At 68.3% G+C, this 21,154-nt stretch carries 18 protein-coding genes and 2 pseudogenes; 11 read left to right on the forward strand and 9 right to left on the reverse strand.

Annotation, left to right across the window (positions count from 1 at the left end; translation table 11 throughout):
* The first annotated feature begins 78 nt into the window (after positions 1 to 78).
* The 3 genes from ABIE41_RS20520 to ABIE41_RS20530 are packed head-to-tail and all read left to right on the forward strand — an operon-like array spanning position 79 to position 3,335.
* Complete coding sequence (locus ABIE41_RS20520) at positions 79 to 1,269, forward strand: ABC transporter substrate-binding protein (RefSeq protein WP_192642087.1); 1,191 nt, start codon at positions 79 to 81, stop codon at positions 1,267 to 1,269.
* Between the two features lie 15 nt (positions 1,270 to 1,284).
* Positions 1,285 to 2,310, forward strand: a complete 1,026-nt coding sequence (locus ABIE41_RS20525; RefSeq protein ID WP_192642088.1) for a Gfo/Idh/MocA family protein — start codon at positions 1,285 to 1,287, stop codon at positions 2,308 to 2,310.
* On the forward strand, positions 2,307 to 3,335 hold the full coding sequence (locus tag ABIE41_RS20530) for a Gfo/Idh/MocA family protein (RefSeq protein WP_192642089.1): 1,029 nt from the start codon (positions 2,307 to 2,309) through the stop codon (positions 3,333 to 3,335). Before ABIE41_RS20525 ends, ABIE41_RS20530 begins: the two co-directional genes overlap by 4 nt.
* 48 nt (positions 3,336 to 3,383) lie before the next feature.
* On the opposite strand, the gene ABIE41_RS20535 is transcribed toward ABIE41_RS20530, so the two are convergent.
* Positions 3,384 to 4,529, reverse strand: coding sequence for an AGE family epimerase/isomerase (locus ABIE41_RS20535; RefSeq protein ID WP_192642090.1), 1,146 nt, complete (start codon positions 4,527 to 4,529; stop codon positions 3,384 to 3,386).
* Positions 4,530 to 4,635: 106 nt separating this feature from the next.
* Here ABIE41_RS20535 and ABIE41_RS20540 point away from each other — a divergent pair, with 106 nt between their 5' ends.
* The gene (locus tag ABIE41_RS20540; protein WP_192642091.1) at positions 4,636 to 5,850 is read left to right on the forward strand and encodes an extracellular solute-binding protein; all 1,215 of its coding nucleotides are present in this window, start codon (positions 4,636 to 4,638) and stop codon (positions 5,848 to 5,850) included.
* 151 nt (positions 5,851 to 6,001) lie between these two features.
* Here the strand turns inward: ABIE41_RS20540 and ABIE41_RS20545 are convergent, their stop codons facing one another.
* From ABIE41_RS20545 to ABIE41_RS20560, 4 genes are read right to left on the reverse strand one after another with little or no spacing between them, the layout of a single operon-like run.
* Positions 6,002 to 6,847, reverse strand: coding sequence for a shikimate dehydrogenase family protein (locus ABIE41_RS20545; RefSeq protein WP_192642092.1), 846 nt, complete (start codon positions 6,845 to 6,847; stop codon positions 6,002 to 6,004).
* 39 nt (positions 6,848 to 6,886) lie between these two features.
* The gene (locus ABIE41_RS20550; RefSeq protein WP_192642093.1) at positions 6,887 to 7,966 is read right to left on the reverse strand and encodes a LacI family DNA-binding transcriptional regulator; all 1,080 of its coding nucleotides are present in this window, start codon (positions 7,964 to 7,966) and stop codon (positions 6,887 to 6,889) included.
* Positions 7,967 to 7,999: 33 nt separating this feature from the next.
* The gene (locus ABIE41_RS20555) at positions 8,000 to 8,686 is read right to left on the reverse strand and encodes a DUF4286 family protein (protein WP_192642094.1); all 687 of its coding nucleotides are present in this window, start codon (positions 8,684 to 8,686) and stop codon (positions 8,000 to 8,002) included.
* 12 nt (positions 8,687 to 8,698) lie between these two features.
* Positions 8,699 to 9,442, reverse strand: coding sequence for a 3-ketoacyl-ACP reductase (locus ABIE41_RS20560; protein ID WP_192642095.1), 744 nt, complete (start codon positions 9,440 to 9,442; stop codon positions 8,699 to 8,701).
* Between the two features lie 156 nt (positions 9,443 to 9,598).
* On the opposite strand from ABIE41_RS20560, the gene ABIE41_RS20565 reads away from it, so the two are divergent.
* Positions 9,599 to 11,236: an acyl CoA:acetate/3-ketoacid CoA transferase gene (locus ABIE41_RS20565; protein ID WP_192642096.1), complete on the forward strand. Its 1,638-nt coding sequence runs from the start codon at positions 9,599 to 9,601 to the stop codon at positions 11,234 to 11,236.
* A gap of 3 nt (positions 11,237 to 11,239) precedes the next feature.
* Here the strand turns inward: ABIE41_RS20565 and ABIE41_RS20570 are convergent, their stop codons facing one another.
* Positions 11,240 to 12,175, reverse strand: a complete 936-nt coding sequence (locus ABIE41_RS20570; RefSeq protein ID WP_192642097.1) for a ketopantoate reductase family protein — start codon at positions 12,173 to 12,175, stop codon at positions 11,240 to 11,242.
* Positions 12,176 to 12,621: 446 nt separating this feature from the next.
* Here ABIE41_RS20570 and ABIE41_RS20575 point away from each other — a divergent pair.
* The 6 genes and pseudogenes from ABIE41_RS20575 to ABIE41_RS20600 all read left to right on the forward strand — a co-directional run.
* Positions 12,622 to 12,933: pseudogene (locus ABIE41_RS20575) on the forward strand (ABC transporter permease); the annotation flags it as partial.
* 109 nt (positions 12,934 to 13,042) lie between these two features.
* Positions 13,043 to 13,231, forward strand: a complete 189-nt coding sequence (locus ABIE41_RS20580; protein WP_354193510.1) for a hypothetical protein — start codon at positions 13,043 to 13,045, stop codon at positions 13,229 to 13,231.
* A gap of 98 nt (positions 13,232 to 13,329) precedes the next feature.
* Positions 13,330 to 14,328: an ABC transporter substrate-binding protein gene (locus tag ABIE41_RS20585; RefSeq protein WP_192642098.1), complete on the forward strand. Its 999-nt coding sequence runs from the start codon at positions 13,330 to 13,332 to the stop codon at positions 14,326 to 14,328.
* Positions 14,329 to 14,374: 46 nt separating this feature from the next.
* Positions 14,375 to 14,884 (forward strand): MaoC/PaaZ C-terminal domain-containing protein, encoded by a 510-nt coding sequence (locus ABIE41_RS20590; RefSeq protein WP_354192977.1) that lies wholly within the window; start codon positions 14,375 to 14,377, stop codon positions 14,882 to 14,884.
* 10 nt (positions 14,885 to 14,894) lie between these two features.
* Positions 14,895 to 15,719, forward strand: a complete 825-nt coding sequence (locus ABIE41_RS20595; RefSeq protein ID WP_192642100.1) for an ABC transporter ATP-binding protein — start codon at positions 14,895 to 14,897, stop codon at positions 15,717 to 15,719.
* A 1-nt stretch (position 15,720) separates the two neighbouring features.
* Complete coding sequence (locus ABIE41_RS20600; protein WP_192642101.1) at positions 15,721 to 16,512, forward strand: enoyl-CoA hydratase/isomerase family protein; 792 nt, start codon at positions 15,721 to 15,723, stop codon at positions 16,510 to 16,512.
* 73 nt (positions 16,513 to 16,585) lie between these two features.
* Here ABIE41_RS20600 and ABIE41_RS20605 read toward each other — a convergent pair whose 3' ends face one another.
* The 3 genes and pseudogenes from ABIE41_RS20605 to ABIE41_RS20615 form a co-directional block, all read right to left on the reverse strand.
* Complete coding sequence (locus ABIE41_RS20605; RefSeq protein ID WP_192642102.1) at positions 16,586 to 17,683, reverse strand: ABC transporter ATP-binding protein; 1,098 nt, start codon at positions 17,681 to 17,683, stop codon at positions 16,586 to 16,588.
* Between the two features lies 1 nt (position 17,684).
* Positions 17,685 to 19,405 (reverse strand): annotated as a pseudogene (locus ABIE41_RS20610) (ABC transporter permease).
* Positions 19,406 to 19,622: 217 nt separating this feature from the next.
* Positions 19,623 to 20,939 carry an ABC transporter substrate-binding protein gene (locus ABIE41_RS20615; protein ID WP_192642104.1) on the reverse strand — a complete coding sequence of 439 codons (1,317 nt, stop codon included), beginning with the start codon at positions 20,937 to 20,939 and terminating at the stop codon, positions 19,623 to 19,625.
* Positions 20,940 to 21,154 lie beyond the last annotated feature (215 nt).

Below are 21,154 nucleotides of genomic sequence, written 5' to 3' on the forward strand. Positions count from 1 at the left end.
CGCCGCTCTCGACCATCGAAACCCCGGCGGCGCCTGTCCGAGGCGCCGGATAGAGGGGCAACCCAGGGAGAGACACCAATGACCGACAAGACGCAGTTCAGGCCCCATCGCCGCGCCGTCATGGCAGGCGTCGCCAGTGCCGCCGCGCTGGCCGCAACCGGGGTGCGCGCGCAGGGCGCCCCGGTTTCGCTCAACATCATCGACGTCGCGGGCAATCTCCAGCTGACGCAGGCCTCGATCGAGGCCTTCGTCAAGGCGAACCCGAAGCTGATCTCGCGGCTGAACTTCTCCCGCGCCCCCTCGCCCGAGCTGCCGGCGAAGCTGAAGGCCCAGCAGGATGCCAACCGCGTCGATATCGATCTCGTCCTGACCGGGCCGGGCGCCATGTCGGACGGTATCCAGCAGGGTCTTTGGGTCGACCTCTGGAAGTCCCATGGCGCCGCCCTGCCCAAGCCCGAGGACATCTATCACGAGCAGGCGCTCATGATGCAGAAGAACTTCGGCCAGAACGAGGGGGTGGCGGTCGTCTACTCACCGTCGGGCCCGCTCTTCGGCTACAGCGCCGAGCGGCTGAAGACGGTGCCGAAGACCGCCGCCGAATTCCTCGCCTTTGTGAAGCAGAACCCCAAGCGCTTCACCTATGCGCGGCCGCTGAATTCCGGCCCCGGCTGGACCTTCCTGCAGGGGCTGCCCTACATCCTCGGCGATGCCGACCCGTCCGACCCGATGAAGGGCTGGGACAAGAGCTGGGCCTATCTCAAGGAGCTCGGCACCGGCATCGACTACTATCCGACCGGCACCGCCGCGACGATGAAGGAATTCGGCGACGGCACCCGCGACGTCATCGTCACCACCTTCGGCTGGGACATCAATCCGCGCGTGCTCGGCATCGTGCCCAAGGAAGCCAAGGTCTTCGCCCTCGCCAACACGCACTGGATCCCCGACACGCAGTTCATGTGCGTGCCGAAGGGCGTGCAGGCCGAGAAAATGCCGGCGCTGCTGGCGCTGATCAATCATCTGCTGAAGCCCGAGGCCCAAGCGGCGACCTATGACAAGGGCTATTTCTATCCCGGCCCGGCGATCAAGGGCATCACGCTCGACATGGCGCCTCAGGAGAGCCGCGACATCCTGAAGGAGTTCGGGCGCCCCGAATATGACGGCATGATCCTGCAGACCCCGACGCGTCCGCCGCTGACGCCCGAACGTCTGGTCGCCGCCTTCCGGCGCTGGGACCAGGAGATCGGCGTCGGTCACGGCGCGCCGAAGTAGCGGGGGCGACGCGGCATGCGCTTCGCGGCGATAGGGCTGGACCACCGCCACATCTTCCACATGGTGGGTAGATTGATCGAGGCCGGCGCGACCTGCGTCGGCTTCGATCCAGCGACCAGCGACGAACGCGTGCTCGCGGGGTTCCGCGAGCGCTTTCCTGCGCTCGCGCCGTGCGATCGTGAAGCGCTGCTCGACGACCCCACGATCGACCTCATCGCTTGCGCCGCCATCCCCCGCGACCGTGCGGCCATCGCCATCCGCTCGATGGAGGCCGGCAAGGATGTGATGCTCGACAAGCCCGGCGTCACCGATTTCGGCCAATTGGCCGCGGTCGAAGCCGCCGTGGCGCGGACGGGACGGATCTTCTCGATCTGCTTCTCCGAGCGCTTCGTCGTGCCGGCCACGATCGTCGCCGGCAAGCTGATCGCCGACGGCGCGATCGGCCGCGTCATCCAGACGGTGGGGCTGGGGCCGCACCGTCTCAACCGAGCGATCCGGCCCGGCTGGTTCTTCGATACGGCGACCTATGGCGGCATCCTGACCGACATCGCCTCGCACCAGATCGACCAGTTCCTGCATTTCACGGGCTCGACGGAGGCGCAGATCGTGACGTCGGCCGTCGGCCATTTCGGAGCGGACGATTGGCCTGGCTTCGAGGATTTCGGCGAGATCCTGCTGCGCGGCGACCGTGCCGGCGGCTATATCCGCTGCGACTGGTTCACAGCCGACGGCCTGCCGACCTGGGGCGACGGGCGGCTGACGCTGCTGGGCACCGAGGGCACGATCGAGCTGCGCAAATATGTCGACATCGCCGGCCGGCCCGGCACCGACCATGTCTTCCTCGTCGACCGCTCCGGCACCCGCCATATCGACGCATCGCGCGAGCCGCTGACCTATTTCCGCGATCTCGTCGCCGATGTCGGCGCGCGCAGCGAGACCGCGATGCGCCAGTCGCATGTCTTCACCGTCTGCCGACTCGCGCTGGAAGCGCAAGCGCAAGCCGTCAGGCTCGCGACCAGACCCGAACGGAGCGCCGCATGACCCGCCGCATCGGCCTTGCCATCATCGGCCTCGGACCGGCCTCGCTGCCGCATTCGAAGAGCCTGCTCGACCTCGCCGAGCGCGCGGATGTCCGCTTCGCCGTCAGCCGCTCCCCCGAGCGCGCCGCGACCTATGCCCGCGACTTCTCCTTCCCGACCTCGACTGACCTCGACGCGGTGCTTGCTGATCCGTCAGTGGATGCGGCGATCGTGCTGACACCGCCCTCCAGCCATCTCGAGGTCTCGCGGCGCTGCCTCGAGGCCGGCAAGCATGTGCTGGTCGAGAAGCCGCTGGAACTGACCAGCGCGCGCGGCGCGGAGCTTGTCGCGGCGGCGCGTGCCACCGGCAAGGTCTTCGGCGTGGTGCTACAGCATCGCTTCCGGCCGGCGAGCCTGCGCCTCAATGCAGCGCTCGACGGGGGCGAACTCGGCGGCATCGAGGCGGCTTTCCTGCAGGTGCCGTGGTGGCGCCCGCAGGCCTATTACGACGAGCCGGGCCGGGGCACGCTGGCGCGGGACGGCGGCGGCGTGCTGCTGACGCAGGCAATCCACTCGCTCGACCTGTTCCGCTCGCTGGTCGGCGTCTCGAAGGTCGTCGCCGCGCAGGCGCGCACCACCGGCCTGCACCGGATGGAGACCGAGGACTACGTCTCGGCCCTGCTCGAGACGGATTCGGGCGCGCCCGCGACGCTGGTGACGACGACGGCGGCCTATCCCGGCCATCCCGAGCGCATCGAGATCATCGGCACGAAAGGCTTCGCGGCACTGGTCGGCGGGCGGCTCGAACTGTCCTTCCTCGACGGGCGCAAGGAGGTGGTCGAGGCCGAGGGCTCGACCGGCAGCGGCGCCAACATCATGGACTTCCCGCACGACGCCCACCGCGCCGTGATCGGCGATTTCCTCGATGCGATCGTGGAAGGTCGCGACCCCGTCGTCACTGGCGAGGAGGCACTGGCCTCGCAGCATCTCGTCGACGCCATCCTGAAGACCGCCGGCTGGCCGGCGGCGCGCGGGACGGGAGGCTGACGCATGATCGCGGGGAGCGCCAGCGCATCGGCGAAGGCGGGACGAGGCTCAGCCCCGGAGTGCGGCCAGGCGCTTGACCCGCACGACCTCAGCCAGCGCCAGCAGCAGGTGATAGAGCACGCGCACCGGGACCGGGGCCACGACCGGTGCACCCGTGTCGTCGATGCGGTTGTGCCAGAGGCCGGTGCGGCGATCGACGAAGCGTTCGAACATCAGCGCCAGATGCGGATCGAGCCGCTCGGCCGCGACGGGATCGCGCTCGAACTCGATGCGCGCCGTCAGCGCCTTGAGATACTCCGTCTGCGGCCAGAGCAGCGCGGCGCCGTCGAGCACGGCACCATCGGGGCCGATCTCGTTGATGACGGGATGGGCCGCTCCGGGACCGTGATGGCGCTCGGCAAAGGCATAGAGTTTGCGGGCGGCATCGCGGCCCTCGGCGCCGCCGGTCAGCCGGTCGTGATGGTGCAACAGCCAGGTCCATTCGTAGTGATGGCCGGGCTCGCGGATCTGCCCGGCGCGGCCGCCCGCCGTCTGCCAGTCCTCGTAGAAAAACTCGCCGAGCGAGCCGGTCGCGGCATCGAGCATGCGCTCGCGCATCAGCCGCACGAGGCTGTCGGCGCGGGCGAGCCAGCGGCGGTCTCCCGAGGTCTCGGCCAAAGCGTGGCTGGCTTCAAGCAGATGCATATGCGGGTTTTGCCGGCGCGGCAGCGTGCCCAGCGTGTCCTCGGCGAAGCCACCCTGCGGATGGGCGAGCGCGGTCTCGATGAAGCCCATCACAGCCTCCGCCCGCTCCAGCCAGATCCCCTCGCCGCTCGCGCGGGCGAACCAGCCGCAGGCGAACAGCACGAAGGCGAGATCGTAGAAATCGGACTTCGCATCGACCGGTTCGCCGGCCAGCGTGCAGCGATGGCTGAAGAGCCCTTCCGGGCGCCGGCAGCGCGGCCAGAGGAAATCCATGCCATGACGGGCCGCGTCGAGCGCGCCGGGCACGCCCAGCAGATGGGCATGGCTGAAGACATAGGCCAGCCGCGCCGTCACAAGCGTGCTGCGTGTGTCGCTCTCAATTGCGCCGCCTTCGGGCGACACCATCTCGACATAGCCGGGTCGTTCGGGAGCCCAGGCTCGCGCCAGCCAGCCGGGCAGCAGCGTTCCCGTCAGCCAGCCCGCCAGCGCATCGGCCTCGTTGTCGTGCATTGCGCTGTCCTCGCCTTTCGCTCCGCCCTTCGTTCCAGGGCGGCGGCCTTCGACGGCAGGTCATACCTGACGGATTCCAAGCAGCGAACGAAAAAGGGAGAGACCCATGTCTGACGAAACCTCGAAGACCCGCAACGGCACCTCGCGACGCCAGTTTGTCGAGGGTGGCGTCGCCACGCTCGCCGCGCTTCCCGTGCTGGGTACGACCGGCGCACTGGCGCAGGCTCCGGCCCTGCCGAAGTCGCCGATCGCGCTGAGCATCATCGATGTCGGCGGCGCGCTGGCGCTGCTGCAGAAGCCGCTCGAGAACTATCGGGACGCCAAGAAGAACCTGGTCTCGCGCATGACCTTCACCAAGGCGCCGGCGCCGGAGCTGCCGGGCAAGATCAAGGCGATGCAGGAGGCCAAGCGCGTCGACATCGACCTCGTCATCGGCGGGCTCGACGCGCTCTCGGCCGGCATCGAGCAGAACCTCTGGGAGCCGCTGCTTCCCGCCCACGCGGCCTCGCTGCCCGATCCGAGCAAGATCCTGCTCAAGGCCGCGCTCGACATGCACAATCTCGGCGGCGGCCAGGGCATGTGCGTGGTCTACTATCCGTCCGGCCCGCTGCTCGAATACATGCCGGCCAAGGTCAAGACCCCGCCGACCACCGCCGAGGAACTGCTCACCTGGACGAAGCAGAACCCCAACCGCTTCCTCTATGCCCGCCCGGCCAATTCCGGCCCGGGCCGCACCTTCATCATGGGCCTGCCCTATCTGCTGGGCGACAAGGACCCCAAGGACCCGGTCAATGGCTGGGAGAAGACCTGGGCCTATCTCAAGGAACTCGGCCAGAACATCGAGTACTATCCGACCGGTACCGGCGCCACGATGAAGGAGCTCGGCGACGGCTCGCGCGACATGATCGTCTCGACCACGGGCTGGGACATCAACCCGCGCGCGCTCGGCATCGTGCCGAAGGAGGCCAAGATCCAGACGCTGAAGGGCTTCCACTGGGTTTCCGACGCCCAGTACATGTTCGTGCCCAAGGGCGTCGCCCCGGAGAAGCTCGCCGTCATCCTCGACCTGATCAGCCATACGCTGACGCCGGCGCAGCAGGCCTACACCTATGACGAGGGCTATTTCTATCCCGGCCCGGCGGTGAAGGACGTGCCGCTCTCGATGGCGCCGCCCGAGAGCCAGAAGGCGATCGCCGAGTACGGCCGGCCGGAATATGCCGATCTGATCGCCAACAACCCGATCGAGACGCCGCTGACGCCCGACAAGATGGTGGTGGCCTTCCGGCGCTGGGACGAGGAAGTCGGCACCAAGCGCAAGTAACCGAGCGCCTTCGCGAGGTCAGGGCCCCTTCCGGCGCTTCGCGATCCGGCGATATCGGTCTGATCGCCTCTCCATGCGGCCTCCCCAGCGGAGGCCGCATCCGTTTCGGCACCGTCCCGGTCTGGCGTCGCGACGCGCCGGCCCCGCAGCTTTACGGGACCCGCGGGGCTTCGGCTTGTGCCACGGAGCCGACCGGGAAGCCGAGAAAACCAAGGATCGCACGGGTCTGGGCGGCGACCATCGCGCCGCCGCCCGCATGACGGCAGCCGCGCGCCGCGGCGGCCTCCAGCAATGGCGTCATCGGCTTGGTGACGATATCGACGACGGCGGTGCGGGAAGTCAGGCCGCCGATGTCGAGGGCGAGCCCATCGCCCGGCGCCATGCCCACCGGCGTCGCATGCACCAACAGATCGAGATCCGCGACGGCAAACGCGCCGGCAACGGGTGTCGCCGGGCCGAAGGCGGCGACGCGCCGTGCCAGATCGGCTGCCCGGTCGTGATCGCGGTCGTCGATCGCCAGTGACGAGACGCCGGCCTCCGTCAGGGCGAAGGCGATCGCCGCGCCGGCCCCACCGGCCCCGACCAGACCGACCTTTGCGCCCTTCAAGCCCACGCCCAGCCCCTCGACGGCGCCCACGAGCCCGACTCCGTCGAAGATGTCGCCGATCCAGCGCCCCTCCGGCGTGCGGCGGGCCGCATTGACGGCTCCAACGGCCCGCGCCCGGCCGCTGATCTCGTCCAGAAGCGGCATCAGCCGCGCCTTGTAGGGCATCGTCACCACGAGCCCGTCGAGATTGGCCAGCGCCATGATGCCGGGCATGGCCCCATCGAAGCGCGCCTCGGGAACATGGAACGGCACGACCACCGCATCGTGCCCGGCCGCTGCCAGGAGCGGGTTGGCGTTTTGCGGCGAACGCGCGTGGATCACGGGATCGCCCAGGAAGCCGATCAGGCGGGTGGCCCCGCTGATGGCAGGAGCGGGAATCTGTTCGGACATCGTGGTGATCTTCCGGAACCGGGCAGGACTGAGATGCGGCTAGGCCGCAGGCGGGGGACCGGAGGAGGCGCGGATCACCAGTTCGGCCTCGGCCTCGAAGGAGGCGGCGCAGTCGCGCCCTTCCAGCCGGGCGGTCAGAACCTGAGCGGCCACGCGGCCGATCTCGGCACCGGGCACGCGCACCGTCGTCACCGGAACGGGCAGATGGCTCATGATCTCGATGTCGTCATAGCCGACGATCGAGAGGTCGGCCGGCAGGCGAAGGCCCATCGCGAGCGCCTCCAGCACGGCGCCCACGGCGAGATGGGCATTGCCGCAGATAATCGCCGTCGGCTTGGGATCGGTCTGCCAGAGGCTCCGCAGGAAGCGCCGCCCATCGGCGATCGACCATTCGCCCATGGCGAAATGCTGCGGCCGGACAGCAAGGCCGCGGCTGGCGAGCGCGTCCCGCACGCCGTCGAGGCGCGCGCTGGCGCGGTCGTTGTTGAGGGTCGACTGCGCGATGACACCGAAGCGGACATGGCCGAGATCGGCCAGGTGCTCCGTCATCATCATGAGCGCCTTGCGGTTGTCGGGGCCGACGCAGGTGCCGTGGGTCTGGGAGTCGTAGACGAAGGTGTTGACGAAGGGCATGTCGCGCCGCCGCAGCAGCGGCACCAGTTCGGGATGGTGCGCCTGCCCGACCAGGATCAGCCCATCGACGCCGCGCTCGACGAATTTGCGGACCTGACGCAGTTCCAGATCGGGATCATATTCCGAGCAGGCGAGCAGCAGCGTGTAGCCCGCCTGCGACAGCTCCGACTGGATCGCCTGCGTCGCATGGGCGAAATCACCGATCGACAGCGCCGGAAACACCGCGCCGATGGTCTGGGAGCGCCGGGTGCTCAGCGCCCTTGCCGCGCCGTCCGGCACCCAGCCCAGTTGCTCGACCGCGACTGCGATGCGCTCGCGCAGATCGGCCGAGACGACGTCGGGATTGTTGATGGCGCGCGAGACGGTCGCCGTCGAGACGCCCGCCGCCTGCGCCACCTCGCGCAAACCGACGCTGCGGCGCGCCTCGCCGCGCCCCTCGGACGGCACCATGGCGGCTCGCCTGTCGACAGTCTTGACCCTCGTCATGCGCTCATCTCTCCCGCTCCGGCCGGCAGGACCTCAGGCGAGCTGCGGTTTCGCCAGACCGTATTGCAGGCGGTAGATGCCATAATCGCGCGCCGGATCGTAGCCGGATGCGAAGGCCGACAGCGTCTGCGGCGGCGCATGGGCGGCAAGCGCCGCCTCGAGCGGCGCGGCCTCGACGGCCTCCACCAGCAGGATCCAGTCCGCCGTCTGGTCGGGCTCGCCGCGCAATGCCTTCTCGGCGGTGGCACCGCCACCACCGCCCTGCCCTTCGAGCAGATGCACGGCGGCGATCGAGGGCGCTGCCTGCAGCTTGTCCATCACTGTGCTCAGCCCGGCGAAGAATGCGTCACGCTCGCCGCTCGCTGCCAGCCGGAGCGTCGCGACGAAGGCCCCGTCGCCGAGCCCGCGGCTCCTCGCGACATGGCAGATCGTCCGCGACGTTTCGCGGAAATGCCGGACGACCTGCTGCGTCCAGGGCGACGGCGCGTTCAGCCGGGCCAGATAGTCCGGCGAGACCAGAACCTCAGGCGTCTCCGTCTCGTAGAAGTTGAAGTATTTCGGCGTGCCCCGCTCCGCCACATAGCGGCGCCCACGCAGGAAGCCCGGTACCGCGACGCGCTCGGGGATATGCTCGCCGATATGCCAGGCGACGAAATCGGCCTCCGCCTCGTCAGCGATGCCGTTCCAGATCGCCAGCACGCCCTTGCCCGCCAATGCCACGTCGTTCTCTCCTCAGACCCTGTGCAACTGCAGCCCGCCGCCGACATCGATATGGATGCCGGTCGCATAGGGGATCGCCCCCGTGACGAGCGCGGCGACGGTGCGCCCGACATCGGACGGCTCGCCCCAACGCTGCATCGGAATGCCGCCGGCCGCGAGCAGCGCATCGTATTTCTCGGTGGCGGGCGCCGTCATCGCCGTGCGGATCACGCCCGGCCGAACCTCGAACACGGCGATGCCGTCGGCGGCCAGGCGCGAAGCGAACAGCTTCGCCATCATGCCGACGCCGGCCTTGCTGATGCAGTAGTCGGCGCGGTTCTCGCCGACGATCTCGGCATTGGCCGAGCCGATGAAGACGATCGAGCCCGGCTGGCCCGGAGCACGCGCCAGCCGCCGGCGCGCGAACGCCTGCGTCAGGAAGAAGCCCGCCCGGAGATTCACCGAAAGCGTGTCGTCGAAGCTCCCCGGCGAGAGATCAAGCAGGTCGCCGCGCTGGCGCGAGGTGATGCCGGCATTGTTGACCAGGCAGTCCGGCTCTCCAAGATCGGCGGCAATCCGCTCGATCAGCGCGTCATGGCCGGCAAGATCGGCCACGTCGCGGCTGTAATAGGCGCCGGCGCCGGCCGGAATGGCTTGCGCCTCGGCGGCCGGCTCCTGGCTGACGCGCGCCACGACGAAGCCGGCGGCCGAGAGCGCCTCCGCGATCGCCGCGCCGATGCCGCGCCCCGCCCCGGTGACGATCGCAACGCGTTTCACGGCGCCGGTCTCGCGGCCTGACCGGCAGGGCCTCTCATGGTCGGGGCAAGGCGGCTCGGGCTTGACACTGGTCGACTCCCAATTCTATGCAAGCGGTTACAAAACCGGCTGCGAAAGTCAATCGCCCCGATGCCGGACGCAGCGAGGAAGCGACCGATGAAGGTGATCAGCGCGAGCGAGGCGGCCTCGCTCATCCAGGCCGGCGACAGCATCCTGGTCAGCGGCTCAGGCGGGGGACATTGCGTGCCGGAGGCCGTGCTGGAGGCGGTCGAGGCCCGCTTTCTCGAGACTGGCGCCCCGCGCGACCTCTGCCTGATCCACGCCGTCGGCATCGGCGACCGCAAGCTGAAGGGCGCGGCGCGCTTTCGCCACGCGGGCATGCTCAGGCGCAGCATCACCGGCGCGCTGGTCGATTCCCCACCGCTGATCGAGCTGGCGCAGAAAGATTTGATCGAATCCTACACGCTGCCGCAGGGCGTGATCGCGCAGATGACGCGCGAGATCGCGGCTGGCCGCCCCGGCGTCATCACCAAGACGGGACTGCACACCTTCGTCGATCCGCGCCAACGCGGCGCGCGGCAGAGTGCCTCGGCGCGCGAAGACATGGTCGAGTTGCTGGAGATCGGCGGCGAGGAGTGGCTGCGCTTCAAGCCCTTCCCACTCGATGTTGTGCTGCTGCGCGGGACCACCGCCGACGAGGACGGCAACGTCACCATGGAGCAGGAGGCGGTGCCCGGCGAAATGCTCTCCTCCGCCCAGGCGGGCCGGCGCCTCGGCGCGGTCGTCGTCGTGCAGGTCAAGAGGCTGGCGCGGCGCGGGACGCTGCCGCAGCGTGCGGTGAAGATCCCCGGCATTCTCGTCGATTACGTCGTCGTCGACGAGAACCAGCGCCAGACCTACTGGAGCGACTACAATCCCAGCTATTCCGGCGAGATGCGGATTCCGCTGGAGGGCATGCGCCGCCTACCCTTCACCGAGCGCAAGATCGTCGCGCGCCGCGCGGCCATGGAGATCCGCCCGGGCGCGATCTGCAATCTCGGCGCCGGCATCTCGACCGGCGTCTCGGCGGTCGCGGCGGAGGAAGGCTTCCTCGACGAGATCGTGCTGACCAACGAGCAGGGCTTTGTCGGCGGCGCGCCGCTGACCGGGCCGGATTCCGGCGCCGCGCAGAACTACGACGCCGTCGTCGACCAGCCCTACCAGTTCGATTTCTATGATGGCGGCGGGCTCGACATCGCCTTCCTCTCCTTCGCCGAGGTCGACGGCGAGGGGCATGTCAATGTCAGCCGCTTCGGCGACACCATCGTCGGCATCGGCGGCTTCGTGAACATCAGCCAGAACTCCCGCAAGGTCGTGTTCAGCGGCACCTTCACCGCCGGCGGGCTGCAGATTGCCACCACGGATGGGCAGTTGCGCATCCTGCAGGAAGGGCGCAGCCGCAAGTTCGTCCGTGCCGTCGAGCAGATCTGCTACAATGGCAGCTTCGCCCGCGAGCAGGGCCGCGAGGCGGTCTTCGTGACCGAGCGCGCCGTCTTCCGCGTCGGCGCGGGCGGGCTCGAGCTCTGCGAGGTCGCGCCCGGCATCGATATCGAGCGCGACATCGTCGCCCATATGGACTTCCGCCCTGCCATCGCGGCCGATCTCAAGACGATGGATGCGCGCCTTTTCGCGGCCGAACCGATGGGCCTGAAGCGCGACATCGCGGCGCTCGGCTCGCAGGCGCGCCAGCCGCGACGCCGGCTGGGCCTGAAGGACAGCCCCCGGCGTGTCGCAGGCGTGGCCGAGCCGGCCTGAGGCTCAGGACTCTTTCCTCGACTGTTCCAGCCCGAGCATCAGAGCCGCGAGGGCCTCGAGCGTCGGCGTCGGGACTCCCTTGGCGCGCCCCCGCTCGATCACGCTGCCATAGATTGCCTCGACCTCGCTGGGGCGGCCCGCCTCGATGTCGCGGCGCATGCTGGTCTTGTTGCGCGCCGCCCCGCTGGCCACGATGCCGTCGAATGTCCGGTAGCGCGTCTCGGGAGGCAGATCGACCCCGCAGGCCAGCGCGACGGCGGCGGCCTCGTCCATCGCCCGCCGCGCGACCAGGGCCAGAGGCGGCAGGCCGGCGACACCGCCGATCGTCAGCCCCGTCAGCCCGCTGGTTGCGGACATGGCGACGTTCAGCATCAGCTTGCGCCATTTCTCGGTGAGAATGGACGCGCTCGCCTCTGTCGGGATGCCATGGGCGGTCAGCAGGGCAGCCAGGGCTTCGGCCCGCGGCGAGACCCCGCCCGACATCTCACCAATCAGGGTCGGCAGCGCGGCGTAGTTGCGCACCACGCCAGGGGCTTCCATCGTCGCGCCGAGCGAGGTCAGACCGCCCAGGACGGCCCCCGACCCCATGGCTTCCGCTATGATCTCCTCATTGCCGAGACCGTTCTGGAAGCTCACGGCAAGGGCGCCCGGCGCCATGAGTGGCGCCACAATCTGGCTGACCGCGCGTGTCGCATGCGCCTTGGACTGGACGAGAACGAGATCGGCCGGCGCGACGGCGCCGGGCTCGGTCGTGGCGCGAAGCGGGACGCTGCGCTCGCCTCCTTCCCCGACGATGACGAGGCCCCGTTCGCGGATCGCGGCGGCGCGCTCCTCGCTGCGCATCAGCAGCGTGACGCGCAGGCCCCGCTCGGCCAACAGACCGCCGAACAGGCAGCCCATCGCTCCCGCGCCGGCGACTACGACATGCGGATCCTTCATAGCCTGCCTCCCGCGACCGGCGTCGCCGCGACCCCGCGGATCATATCAATGTAAGCGGATACATTTTGCTTGTCACGCGAGCCGGGCTCGACTAGCTTCTGCTCATCGATCATGGCGGCGCCCTGCCCAGGCAGCGTAGCGCCCCATCAAGAGTGCCGCCTTCGGGCAGGCGCCGGACAGCAGGGAAGGAGAGCCGGGACATGGCTTCGCAGATGGCGTCGCGCGCGGCGTCCGATTTCGACGGTGCGTCGGCCGCTGAGGCCGCGCCGCGGCGCCGCTCCCCGGCGATGCGACGGCTGCGTGCGATCGGCTGGAACCTGATCCCGCCGATGACCTTCGTCGCCATCGTCGCGCTCTGGTCCCTCTCGATCCAGTTCTTCAAGATTCCGGCCTATCTGCTTCCGGCGCCCGGCGCCGTGTTCCAGCGCGTCGTCACCGATGCCGGCATGCTCTGGCTCAACGCCAAGGTGACGCTGACCGAGATCGTGCTTGGCTTCGGCCTGACTGTCGTCTTCGCAATCCCGCTCGGCTTGCTGATTGCGCTCTCGCCGGTCGCCAAGCAGACGCTCTATCCGCCGATCATGCTGCTGCAGCTCGTGCCGAAGATTGCGGTGGCGCCGCTCTTCCTCGTCTGGCTCGGCTTCGGCATGGAATCGAAGGTCCTGCTGACGCTGCTGATGACCTTCTTTCCGCTCCTGCTGGCCAGCATCAGCGGCTTCCAGATCCTCGACCAGCGGCTGCTTTATCTGACGCAGTCGATGGGGGCGAGCACCTGGCAGACCTTCTGGTATCTGCGCTTCCCGGCCGCGCTGCCGGTCATTCTTCTCCGGCATCAAGACCTCCGCCACCATCGCCGCGACGGCCGCCATCGTCGCCGAGTTCGTCGGTGCCAATCAGGGCCTGGGCTATGTGCTGCTGCGCGGCACCAGCACGCTGGACATCGAGCTGACCTTCGCGGTCCTCGTCGTGCTCACCGTCATCGGCATCGTCATCAACTACGCCGTCGAGTTCAGCGAGTGGCTGATGACGCCCTGGCAGCGCCGCACCCGCCGCTGAGCACGCCGCACGGGCAGCGGTGCGCCGGCCGAAGGGCCGACGCTCCGCCGCCACCGAGACGAAGACCAAAACAAGACAAACACAATGGGAGGGTTCACATGAAGCACTGGATCAATCGCTCGCTGGCGGCCACCGCCTTCGCCGCCGGCCTCGGGCTTGCTGCCGCGCTGGCGCAGACCCCCGTCACCTTCCAGCTCAACTGGACGGCAGGCGGCCCCAATGCCGGCTTCGCCGCCGCCGTCGGCGAGGGCTACTACAAGGCCGCCGGCCTCGACGTGACGGTCGTGCAGGGCAACGGCTCGGGCAACACCGCCCAGCTCGTCGCCAGCGGCCGTTCGCAGCTCGCCTATGCGGATGCGGTGGCGATCAGCCAGCTCATCTCGAAGGGCGCGCCGATGCGGATCGTTTCGACGGTCTACCAGTCGAACCCGAACTCGGTGAACGCGCTCAAGAAGACCGGCATCAAGTCGCTCGCCGATCTCAAGGGCAAGAAGGTCGGCGTGCCCGCCGGTTCCTCACAGGGTCCCATGCTGCCGCTTCTGCTGAAGGCCAATGGCCTGAAGGAATCGGACATGACGCTGATCAACATGCCGGTGGCCGCGATGGTGCCCTCGCTGCTGCAGGGCCAGGTCGATGCGATCCTCGGTTCGCTCGACGCCTACCAGATCCAGCTGGAGATGCAGGGCGCGGAGCTGAGCAACTTCCCCTTCGCCGACCATGGCGTGCCCACGGTCGCGACCTCGATCTTCGCCTCGAACGACTTCATCAAGCAAAATCCCGAGGTGCTGAAGAAGTTCATCGCCGCGAGCCTGAAGGGCTGGTCCTTCGCGCTCGACAACCCCGCCAAGGCGATCGAGCACGTCAAGACTCTGTTCCCGGACGTGAACGTCAAGCTCGCCACCGCCGAACTCGCCGCCATCACCCCCCTGTTCTGCAGCGGCGGCGCCAAGTTCATCGGCAAGGCCGAGGACGCGCACTGGACCCGCACCCAGGCGCTGCTCTCCGAGGTCAAGCTCCTGCCCGAGGGCCAGGACCCCAAGAGCTACTACACCAACGAGTATCTGCCGGCGGACGGCGAGATGCGCGCCTGCAAGTGAGCAGGCGCTTCCCGCCCTCCCCGTGACCAGGACGATGCCGCACGCCATGCTGGACAAACCGAGACTGGGCTATCGCTATGACGACCTCTTTGTCGGGATGCGCTTTCGCAGCCCGGGCCGGACGATCACCGATGCCGATCTGGTCGGTTTCGCGGGGCTGACGGGCGATTTTTCGGAGCTGCACACCAGCGACGTCTACGCCCAGAGCAGCCAGTTCGGCCGAAGGGTTGCCCATGGCATGCTCGGTCTCGCCTATGCCCATGGCCTGATGTGGGCGCGCACCGGCGAGCTGCGCGAGACGGCGATCGCCTTCCTCGGCATCGACGGCTGGCGGTTCGTCGGGCCGCTCTTCGTCGGCGACACGATCTTCGTCGACTACGAACTCGCCGAGTTGCGCGACAGCCGCTCGCGGCCGACGCAGGCGATCGCGACCTTCGAGGTCAAGGTCGTCAAGCAGGACGGCACCCTCGTGCAGCAGGGCCGCAAGGCCCTGCTGGTCTCCAAGGTCCCGCTCGATGCCGTCGCGGCCTCGACCACCGCCCCTGCGGCCAACTGACGGACAGGCCATGCCCGATCACGACCAGAAGTCCGGTGTGACGATCCAGATTCGCAACGTCTCCAAGGTCTTCGGGGCCGAGGACGAGAAACCTTTCCGCGCTCTGAAGCCGCTCGACATCACGATCCCCGCCGGCCAGTTCATCTCGGTGGTCGGCGCCTCGGGCTGCGGCAAGAGCACGCTGATGCTGATGGTGGCCGGGCTGCTCTCCCGCTCGACCGGGGAGATCACCGTCGACGGGCGCAGCGTCACCAAGCCGATCACCGATGTCGGCATCGCCTTCCAGGACCATCTGCTGCTCGATTTCCGCACGGCCTTCGAGAACGTCATGCTGCATGCGGATATCCGCGGGCTCGACCGGGAGACGCTGGCGCGGCGGGCGAAGGACCTGTTCGCGCAGCTGCGGCTCGAACACGCCATGGACAAGTATCCGAACCAGCTCTCGGGGGGCATGCGCCAGCGCGTCTCGCTGATCCGGACACTGGTCCACGAGCCGCCCGTCATCCTGATGGACGAGCCCTTCGGTGCGCTGGACGCGCTGACGCGCCTGCAGGTCCGCACCGATCTCGAGAGCCTCTGGCTGCGCCGGCGCCCGACCGTGCTGTTCATCACCCACAGCGTCGAGGAGGCGGTGGGCCTTTCCGACCGCATCCTCGTGATGAGCCCGAGCCCGGGCGAGGTGATCGACGACATCCAGGTCGACCTGCCGCGTCCGCGCCCGATCGTGCTCGGTGACGCCGCCGCCTTCGCGGCCTATGTCGACCGCATCCACCACCAGTTCGAGCGCATGGGCGTGCTTCACGGCATCACCCTGCCGCAACAGAGCGCAGCCTGACATGGCCGATGGCGTCGCGACGGGGGGCAGCGCGAGCCTGGCCGAGACGCCCTTCGTCGCGGAAATCGCGCTGGCGAACGGGCCGCTGAACCTGGTCACGGGATCGCTGCTGCGCCAGCTCAACCGCATCCTCGCCGACCTCGCACGACGCGACGACCTGCGCTGCGTCATCCTGCATGGTGGGGAGGCCCGCGCCTTCTGCGCCGGCAGCGACATCAAGGAATTCGCCTCGGTCCGCCACGAGGCCAGCGAACGCAAAATCCTGGTCGAGGACATGGTGCTGCGCAATCTTGCGAGGCTGCCGATGCCGACCATCGCCGCCATCGACGGGCCGGCGCTGGGCGGCGGGCTCGAACTGGCGCTCTGCTGCGATCTGCGGGTCCTGAAGGCGGGCGTCGCCATCGGCCTGCCTGAATGTCATCTCGGCGGGCTCGCCGGCAGCGGCGCCGTGAGGCTGACCCGCCTCGTCGGACCCGCCCGCGCCAAGCAGATGCTGTTCACCGGCGCCACCATCTCCAGCGAGGTCGCCCTCGCCTGGGGCGTCGTCAACGCGGTCGCATCAGATGGGTCGGCACTCGACGCCGCGCGCCGGCTGGCCGGCGAGATCGTCCAGCGCGGACCGATCTCGAACCGCCTCGCGAAGGAACTCGTGGATCGTGCCGACGACCAGCCGCTCGACGCCGGGCTGATGCAGGCCAATGTCGCGCAGCAGCGCATCTTCGACTCGGACGACCTGCATGAGGGCGCAGCCGCCTTCTTCGGCAAGCGCCTGCCCGTCTTCTCGGGGCGCTGAAGCCCTTCGGCGCGGCTGGCGCGGATGCCGTCCAGACGTCCGCCCTACCCCATCGCGGACATGCCGCTCAGCGTCAGTACGTCAGCCAGATCAGCGCGTGGGGCGAGAGCGTGACGGTCGCGGCAGCCCCGACCTCGTGGAGTTCGCGCCCGGACAGGAAGGGCGTGTCGACCGCGACTTCGGTGGCGCCGACGCGCACGCCGTAGCGCACGCTCGCGCCGAGGAACTCGCGATGCGCCACGACACAGGGCAGAGCCAGCCCGTCGCCGGCCTGCTCCTTGGCGGCCGTGAGGCTGGCGTGCTGCGGGCGGAAGACCAGCTTCGCACCGTCGGGGATGGCGATATCCGCGGCGAGCGGGAGCCTGATCCCGCCCTCGATAGCGAAATGGCGCTCCGCGCCGGTGCCGACGACAGTACCGTCAAGGATGTTGGCGGTGCCGAGGAAATTCGCGACGAAGAGGTTGGCGGGGCGCTCATAGAGCTCCATCGGCGTGCCGACCTGCTGGACCACGCCGTCATTCATCACCGCGATGCGGTCGCAGATCGTGTTCGCCTCCTCCTGGTCATGGGTGACGAAGATCGTGGTCAGGCCGAGCCGCTGCTGCAGGTCGCGCAATTCGCGGCGCACCTGGACGCGCATCTTGGCATCGAGATTGGACAACGGCTCGTCGAGCAGCAGCACCTTCGGCTCGACGGCGACGGTGCGGGCGACGGCGACACGCTGCTGCTGGCCACCGGAGAGCTGCGAGGGGCGGCGCTCGGCGAGATGCCCGAGGCCGACCAGGTCGAGCGCGACCGCGACCCGCCGCTCGACCTCAGCACGGCCCACGCCGCGTTCCTCCAACCCGAAGGCGACATTGCGCGCCACCGTCATATGCGGCCAGAGCGCATAGGACTGGAAGACCATGCCCACATCGCGCTTCCAGGGCGGCAGGCCGGAAATGTCCTTGCCGCCGATTAGCACGCGGCCCGTATCGGCCTGGTTGAAGCCGGCGATCAGCCGCAGCAGCGTGGTCTTGCCGCAGCCCGAAGGGCCGAGGAAGGCGAAGAATTCGCCGGGCCGGATCGACAGATCGACGGTCTTCAGGACGTGATTGTCGCCATAGGAGAGGTTGACCCCCTCGATGTCGACCGAGACGGCCGGGGTGGTGAGTGGGGCAATCGCGTTCATGTCAGTGGCCCATTCCCTTGGCCTTCTGGCTGCGTTCGATGATCAGATGCGAGATGAAGGTGCAGAGCGCCACGAGCAGCACCGCCACGACGCCAAGCGCCGCGCCTGGACCCCGGCCGGCGGCCGACTGCATGAAGACGTAGAGGCCGAAGGCGAGAGGCGCGTCGGAGTTCGACTGGACCAGCATCAGCGTCGCCGAGAGCTCGACCGCCGCCGTCGAGAACGAGGTGACGAAGCCGGCGAGGATACCGCCCGCCATCAGCGGCACGACGACCCGCCGGACCGTGCGGGCCTTGGTGGCGCCGAGGTTTTCCGCCGCCTCCTCGAGCGAGACCGAGATCTGCTGGAGCGCGGCGTAGCAGGCCCGCAGCGCATAGGGCAGGCGCCGGATCGCGAGCGCGAGCACGATGGTGATCCAGAGCGAGGCCAACGGCGTGCCGTCCGGCAGGGTGACGCCATAGAAGGTCCTGAGATAGCCGATGCCGAGCACCACGCCGGGAATGGCGAGTGCGGCGGAGGCCGCCCAGTCGAGCCATTCGCGGCCGATCAGCTTGGTTCGCAGGACGAGATAGGCGATCGCAACGCCGAGCACGATGTCGATGCCGCCGGCCAGCGTGGCATAGATCAGCGTGTTCTTTATGTAGACCGAGCTCTCGCCGAAGACGCGGGCGTAGTGAGCCGTTGTGAAGGCGTCCGGCAGCGGCGAGAACGACCAGATCGTCGCGAAGGAAAGCAGCAGCAGGCCCAGATGCGGCGCCAGCACCAGCGCCAGGATCAGGATGACGACGCCATAGCCGAGCACGGCCTCACCGGGGGGGTCATGACGCGCCGGGCGAGACCGCCGCCGCCGCGCTGGGTCGTGGCGTAGTCGCGCCCCTTCAGCGCCAGCGCCGACAACCACATGGCGATCACGGAGGCGACGATCAGCACCACGGAAATGACGTAGCCCATGGGGTCGGCGATGCCGATCGAGGTCACCCGCAGATAGGCCTGCGGCGCCAGCATGTCCTTGACGTTCAGCAGCAGCGGCGTGGCCAGATCGTCGAAGACCTTGACGAAGACGAGCGAGGCGCCGGCGAGATAGCCCGGCAGGGCGAGCGGAAAGACGATGCGGCGGAACAGGCGAAAGCCCGAGGAGCCGAGATTCTGCGCCGCCTCCTCCATTGCCCGGTCGATATTGCGCAGCGCCGCCGAGAGATTGATCAGGATGAAGGGGAAGTAGTGGACGGACTGGACGAAGATGACGCCGTTCAGCCCCTCCATGAAGCCGATCTTGAACCCGAACCAGTCGTCCAGCAGCAGGTTGATCGAGCCGTTGCGGCCGAAGAAGAGCTGCATCGCCACCGCGCCGACGAAGGGCGGCATGATCAGCGGCAGGAAGCCGAGGGTCTGCACCAGCATCGCGCCGCGGAAGACGAAGCGGGTCGTCAGATAGGCCAGCGGCAGGGCGAAGACCGAGGCCCAGACCACCGACATGGCGGAGACGTAGAAAGAGTTCCACAGCGAACGCATGAACAGCTCGGTGCGGACGAAATCGTAGAAGTTCACCAGCGTGAAGTTGGACGTGCCCTTCTCGGTGAAGGCGACGTAGAGCACGGTCCCGACCGGCAGCCCCAGAAACAGCAGCAGGAACGCCGCGATCGCCAGCGCCAGCGCGATCTGGCCCGGCGAGGCGGAGAGGCGGCGGGCGCGGGGAAGAGTGGCGGTGGGGATGGCGGTCATGCGGTTTCTGGCTGCTCGTCCACTCCAGCCCTCATCCTGAGGAGCCGCGGAACGCGGCGTCTCGAAGGATGCTCCAGATGTCACAGGAGCCTCCTGGAGCATCCTTCGAGACGCGATCTGCGATCGCTCCTCAGGATGAGGGCTGAGGTTGGGGTCCAATCCGAATTGTAGGTCTCGGGTCGGCGCAAGCACCGACCCCAGAATGACAGTGACGGCCCTACTTCGCCGCCTTGAGCGCCTCTTCCGCCTTGGCCTTCGCCTTCGCATAGCTGTCGCGGGCAAAGCTCGCCCATTGCGCCTCCACCTCGGCCTGGCGCGCGCCCTTCTCCTTGCCGCCGGTGAAGGCGCCGCGCAGTTCGGCGCTTGAGGCCTGCGCCTCGCCGACCGGCATGGCGGCGATGAGGGTGCGGGCTTCGTCGAGCAGGGCCTTCGCTTGCGGGCTCGGCTTCTTCGCCAGTGCCGCCTCCACCTCGTGCAGCGTCTTGGTGACGCCCTTGAGTGCATCGAGCTGGAACGAGATCAGCTGGTCGAACAGCGTGTCGACGACCGCCGTGCGGGCCTCAGACTTGTCGACATCGAAGCCGATCATCTTCTGGAAGCGCGGGTCGGTGAAGGGATTGGGGTAGTCGGCGCCGGCCTTGGCATAGACGGCCGGGTTGACCGGCAGGCGGCGGATGCCGGGCTCGAGCAGAACCTCCTGCCCGGCCGGCGAGAGCAGGAATTCGACGAAGGCCTCGGCGGCCGCCTTGTTGGGTCCGTTGGTGACGATGCCGACATTCGCCGGCACGACCGTGGTCACGCTCGGATAGACGAACTTGACCGGGAAGCCGGAGGCCTGCGCCGAGAAGGCGAAGAAATCGATGACGATGCCAACGCCGACCTGGCCGGAATTGACCTGCTCGGGCACGCCGAAGGAGCGTTCGTTGATCGCCCGGAAATTACCGGCCATCTCCTTGATGGTGCGCCAGCCCTTGTCCCAGCCCTCTCCTTGCAGAATCGTCTCGATGGTCAGATGCGTCGTGCCGGAGCGCGAGGGCGCGGCGATGGCGACATGGTCGAAGAAGACGGGCTTGGCGAGGTCCTGCCACTCCTTCGGCTCGGGCAGCTTGTTGGCGCGGGCATAGCGCTCGTTCCACATGATGCCGTAACCGGAAGCCGCGAAGCCCGCATAGAATCCGGCGGGATCGTTGATCGGATAGGAGCCGATCTTCTCGGGGATACCGGTCGCCTTGGGCTTGTAGGCGCTGAGCAGTTGCTTGCCCTTGAGCACCTCGAAAGCGTCCGGCGCCGAGGCCCAGAATAGATCGACCTGGTTGTTCGCCTTCGTTTCCTCGAGGTACTTCACGCCCGCATTGGTGTTGCGGTTCTGGACCTCGAGCGTCACGCCGGGCGTCGCTTTCTCGAACGCCTTCTTGATCGGGTCCGTGACGTCCTTCGAGAACGACGTGACCACGGTGACCTTGCCCGCAGGGGCCTGCGCCAGAGCGACCGATGATGCGAGGCCGAAAGCCAGCGCCAGAACCAGTGTCTTCATCGCAACCGTAACCTCCCGGATTTGATTGACCGCGTCCGGCATCGAGGCCGGACATGCGTCGCTCGGCGGCTCGCCGCCAAGCGCGTCATGAAACTGTCATATCCACCCTCGGCTTGTCACCCTGCCCCAAGGGAGCTTGGCGCCACGCGGGACAGCCGTGGGCACTCCGGGGGCCGGAACGACGCCAAGCGGCGGACAGAACCTCCACGAGCGGG

Source organism: Bosea sp. OAE506 (genome assembly GCF_040546595.1).
Taxonomy (GTDB): domain Bacteria; phylum Pseudomonadota; class Alphaproteobacteria; order Rhizobiales; family Beijerinckiaceae; genus Allobosea.